The 4,635-nt window shown below is 62.6% G+C and carries 4 protein-coding genes and 1 pseudogene; 2 read left to right on the forward strand and 3 right to left on the reverse strand.

Going from position 1 to position 4,635, the window contains the following annotated elements:
* The 3 genes from AWB75_RS36020 to AWB75_RS36030 all read right to left on the reverse strand — a co-directional run.
* Positions 1-743: citrate/2-methylcitrate synthase (locus AWB75_RS36020; protein WP_327220503.1), on the reverse strand; the 743-nt coding region annotated here is incomplete at its 3' end.
* Positions 744-815: 72 nt separating this feature from the next.
* On the reverse strand, positions 816-1,826 hold the full coding sequence (locus AWB75_RS36025; RefSeq protein WP_061128688.1) for an HpcH/HpaI aldolase/citrate lyase family protein: 1,011 nt from the start codon (positions 1,824-1,826) through the stop codon (positions 816-818).
* Between the two features lie 179 nt (positions 1,827-2,005).
* Complete coding sequence (locus AWB75_RS36030) at positions 2,006-2,992, reverse strand: malate dehydrogenase (RefSeq protein WP_061128689.1); 987 nt, start codon at positions 2,990-2,992, stop codon at positions 2,006-2,008.
* Between the two features lie 584 nt (positions 2,993-3,576).
* Here AWB75_RS36030 and AWB75_RS36040 point away from each other — a divergent pair.
* Together AWB75_RS36040 and AWB75_RS36045 are read left to right on the forward strand one after the other, a co-directional pair.
* Positions 3,577-4,374: a GntR family transcriptional regulator gene (locus tag AWB75_RS36040; RefSeq protein ID WP_061128691.1), complete on the forward strand. Its 798-nt coding sequence runs from the start codon at positions 3,577-3,579 to the stop codon at positions 4,372-4,374.
* A 169-nt stretch (positions 4,375-4,543) separates the two neighbouring features.
* Positions 4,544-4,635 (forward strand): annotated as a pseudogene (locus AWB75_RS36045) (succinate dehydrogenase, cytochrome b556 subunit); the annotation flags it as partial.

Consider the following 4,635-nt stretch of genomic DNA (forward strand, 5'->3'; position numbering starts at 1 on the left):
GACTGGATTTCGTATGCGACTTCGTTTGCGCCGCCATGCTTCGGCCCGCGCAGCGCGCCGATCGCGCCGGTGATCGCTGAATACATGTCGGACCCGGTGCCCGCGATCACGCGCGCCGTGAACGTCGACGCGTTGAACTCATGTTCGGCGTAAAGATTGAGCGATACGTGCATCGCATCGACCCACGACTTCGACGGCGCCACGCCATGCAGCAGATGCAGGAAGTGTCCGCCGATGGAATCGTCGTCGGTTTCGACTTCGATGCGCTTGCCGTTATGCGAGTAGTGATACCAGTACAGCAGCATCGAGCCGAGCGAGGCCATCAGACGGTCGGCGATATCCTTCGCGCCCGGCGCGTTGTGATCGTCCTTCTCGGGCAGCAGCGTGCCGAGCACGGAGACGCCGGTGCGCATGACGTCCATCGCATTCGCGGACGCAGGAATCCATTCGAGCGCGGCCTTGAGGTTCGCGGGCAGGCCGCGCAAAGCCTTCAGCTTCGTTTTATAAGCCTTCAATTCGGCGGCATTCGGCAGCTTGCCATGCACGAGCAGATGCGCGATTTCTTCGAACTCGGAAGTCGTCGCGACATCGAGAATGTCGTAGCCCCGATAGTGCAAATCGTTGCCGGTCTTGCCGACCGTGCACAGCGCGGTATTGCCCGCCGTCACGCCCGACAGCGCGACGGACTTCTTCGGCTTGAAAGCGCCGGCCGCGGGTGCTTCGGTCGATGCGATATCAGTCATGCTTTCAAGTCTCCTTTCGTGCACGCGCGATGCGGCGTCACTTGTCGTGCTTGAACTGCGGTCCGGCGATGCTCACGCCTTCGCTTCGATATCGGGCGCGGTGAAGAGCGGCGCGCATTCGCCGGGCATCGGCTGCCCTGTGGCGTGCGCGCGGCGCAGCACCGACCAGTAATAGCGATAACTCGCGCGATCATGCAGCGTGTCACCGTGACGCGTCGGGCCCCACTGCGCGCGTTGCGCTTCGAGCAAAATCTCCGCGGCGAGCGCGATTTCTTCGGCGCGCGGCGAGAAGGCCGCGACGATCGGCTCGATCTGATGCGGATGGATGCTCCACATGCGCGTGTAGCCGAACTCGTTGCGGGCGCGTGCGGCATCGTTCGAAACGACGCTCATGTCGCGCACCTCGGTGGACACATTGTGCGACGGCACCTTGCCGTGCGCGTGACATGCCGCCGCGATTTCGAGTTTCGCGCGCCGCACGAGCGGATGATCGAACTGGCCGGGCGAGCGCATCGCGGTATCGGGAATCGCGCCGTTGTGCGCGGAGACGAAATCCATCAGGCCGAAGCTCAGCGATTCGACGCCCGGCAACGCCGCCAGTTCAAACGCTTCCGCGAGCGCGCCATGCGTCTCGACGAGCAGATGACATGGAATGGCTTTCCGAATGCCGAACTCGCGGCGCGATGCTTCGATGAAGGCCACCATCTCGGCGGCACCGGAGACGCTGCGGATCTTCGGCAGCATGATGAACGCGGGCGCCTGTTTCGCGTTGCGCAGAATGATGCGCACGTCGTCGCGCCACGCGCGGTGATGAAAGTCGTGGATGCGAACGCCCACGCGCCCGAAGCGGTCTTCCTCGCCGCCCACGAACGATGCGACCAGTTCCGCGTGCTCGGCTTCGCGCCCGACTTGCGCGCCATCCTCGCAATCGAGCGTGATGTCGAAGACCGGGCCCAGTTGCGCTTGCAACGCCAGCGATTTCCTCATCAGCTTCTCGCTGCCGGCGTAGTGATCGCAGGGTGGGAGAACCGCGGGCTGCGGTTCGCCGTCAAACAGCACTTCGGCGGGGGTGAGAGCGCGCATCGTCGGCGTCGGGGTCCAATTTGGGGGAAGTGGATTCGATCTTGCTCATGCTTCTGATTCGGCCGCGCTCGAACGATGTTGAAGCCCGTTCAAGCGCGATCGGATCAGGCGCGAACGCTTTCTCGGGCGTTCGCGCTGACGGGAAGCCCGCGACGGGCCTCCCTTTGAAAACGACGTGCTTACTTGCCCAGCAGATGCGAAACGCCGTCGCGCTCTTGGAGCAGTTCGTTCAGCGTGCCGTCCATCTTCTCACGCGAGAATGCGTCGATTTCCAGGCCTTCCACGCGCTTGTACTCGCCGTTTTCGCAGGTGACGGGCACGCCGTAGATGATGTCTTCCGGGATGCCGTACGAGCCGTCCGACGGAATGCCCATCGTGACCCACTTGCCGTTCGTGCCGAGCACCCAGTCACGCACGTGATCGATCGCCGCGTTCGCCGCCGATGCCGCCGACGACAGGCCCCGCGCTTCGATGATCGCGGCGCCGCGCTTGCCGACGGTCGGGATGAACGTGTTGCGGTTCCATTCGTCGTCGTTGATGAGCTTCGTCAGGTCCTGGCCTTCCGCCGTTGCGAAGCGGAAGTCGGGGTACATCGTCGGCGAGTGGTTGCCCCACACGGCGAGCTTTTCGATCGATGCGACCGGCTTGCCCGACTTCGCAGCCAGTTGCGACAGGGCGCGGTTGTGGTCCAGACGCAGCATGGCGGTGAAGTTCTTCTTCGGCAGGTCCGGCGCCGACTTCATCGCGATGTACGCATTCGTGTTCGCCGGGTTGCCGACGACCAGCACCTTCACGTCGCGGCTCGCGACATCGTTCAGCGCCTTGCCCTGAACCGTGAAGATTTCGGCGTTGGCCGACAGCAGATCCTTGCGCTCCATGCCCTTCGAGCGCGGACGGGCGCCCACGAGCAGCGCGACGTCGGCATCCTTGAACGCGACCTTGGGGTCGTCCGTGACGACAACGCCCGCGAGCAGCGGGAACGCGCAGTCTTCCAACTCCATCACGACGCCCTTCACGGCGCCTTGCGCTTGCGGCAGATCGAGCAACTGAAGAATCACGGGCTGGTCTTTGCCGAGCAGATCGCCGTTGGCGATGCGGAACAGCAGCGAGTAGCCGATTTGACCTGCGGCGCCGGTTACGGCAACGCGCTTTGCGGACTTAGCCATTGAGAACTCTCCTGGACGATGCGTGGAACGCTAGGGAAAAACGCCATTTTATGCGCGATACGCCAAAGCGTTGATGAAGACATGCCGGCCGTGCCGTGCGCGGATCGCCCGAAACGCGATCGGAAGAGCCCGAACTCGTGCGGCGCATCGGCGTCACGGCGTGACTGTCATGCCATGAATCTTCTCTTCGAGCGAGAGACGTGCGGGAGGTTCTTGAAGGACGCCGTGAATTCGCTTGGGTCTTACGGGAAAGCGCCCATACGAGACGGCGCTTGCGTTGCGAGGCATGGGACAGGCAGCGGCGTGCGAATCGAGTGGCCGATCGGCGTGAGACGGAAGCGAAAGGGCGTGCCTGGCGGTATGCTGCGCGATGCGTGGATGCCGTGACGTTGCCGTACCCTGGCGAAGACCGCCGCGGAAAACACGCTGACCGGCGGTTCCTGCGCTCTCGCAACGACCCGCAAACCCTTGCTCGACAAGGAGTGTAGGATCGGTCCGAGGTAAAGTCAACACTATCTTATGTCTTATATAAGACATAGGAATCTGCGGGAAAAGTCTGGACGCACGACGGCCCTTGTGTTGAAATGCGCGGCATGAATTCCAGTCCGGCGAACACGACGACCCCCAGCGGCACTGCACCGGCGGCCGAGGCCGCGAGCACGCCGTCGCCGACGTTCAGCCCGCTGTATCAGCAGATCAAGGCGCTCATTACGCAAGGGCTCGAGTCCGGCGAATGGAAGCCCGGCGAAATCATCCCGAGCGAGGTCGAGCTGGCCGCGCGCTACAAGGTGAGCCAGGGCACGGTGCGCAAAGCCATCGACGAACTCGCCGCCGACAATCTCCTCGTTCGCCGTCAGGGCAAAGGCACGTTCGTTGCGACGCACAACGAAGACCGCGTGCAATTCCGCTTCCTTCGCCTCTTGCCCGACGATGGCGACGTTCATCCCCATGTCAGCCGTCTGCTCGAATGCAGGCGTCTGCGCGCGCCTGCCGAGATCGCGCGTCAACTGGATCTGAAGCCCGCCGATCCGGTCGTTCTTATCAAGCGCTTGTTGCAGTTTGATGGCGTGACGACCGTATTCGATGAAATCTGGCTCCCGGGCGCCGTGTTTCGCGGACTCACGGCGGAGCGCCTCGCGGAGTACAAGGGCCCGCTCTACGCGATGTTCGAGACCGAGTTCGGCACGCGCATGATTCGCGCGACGGAAAAGATTCGCGCCGTGGCTGCCGACGAAACCGTCGCGCAGTTCCTCGACGTTGCGCAGGGTTTCCCGTTGTTATCGGTGGAGCGAGTGTCCTATACGTATGGCGATCGTCCGGTCGAAGTGCGGCGTGGATGGTATGTCACGACCGGTTACTACTATCAGAACGACTTGAGTTGATCGAATGAAGAACGGGGCTGCGGGCACCGGCTGAGTGCCCGTCCGGCACGCCTGCCGCAAGGCTTTTTTCGCGGATGGAGCAACGGTCTCTTGGGTTGCTTATCGCTGCAGCGCGAAATAAAAAGGCGCTAAAATCGCGGATTAGTGTTTTAACAAGTTGGGGTCTAGCATGGCTGAAGCCGTAAAAAAACCAAGGCCGGAATACCGAAACATCGGGATCGGCCAACTCGCGAAGTATCGCTTGCCGCTGGCAGGGAAGGT

Source organism: Caballeronia catudaia (assembly GCF_001544755.2).
Lineage (GTDB): Bacteria > Pseudomonadota > Gammaproteobacteria > Burkholderiales > Burkholderiaceae > Caballeronia > Caballeronia catudaia.

Excerpts from the sequence above, each read along its gene's own strand:
- AWB75_RS36025 (WP_061128688.1), bottom strand. The coding sequence starts at position 1,826 with ATGCGCGCTCTCACCCCCGCCGAAGTGCTGTTTGACGGCGAACCGCAG.
- AWB75_RS36030 (WP_061128689.1), bottom strand. The coding sequence starts at position 2,992 with ATGGCTAAGTCCGCAAAGCGCGTTGCCGTAACCGGCGCCGCAGGTCAA.
- AWB75_RS36040 (WP_061128691.1), top strand. The coding sequence starts at position 3,577 with ATGCGCGGCATGAATTCCAGTCCGGCGAACACGACGACCCCCAGCGGC.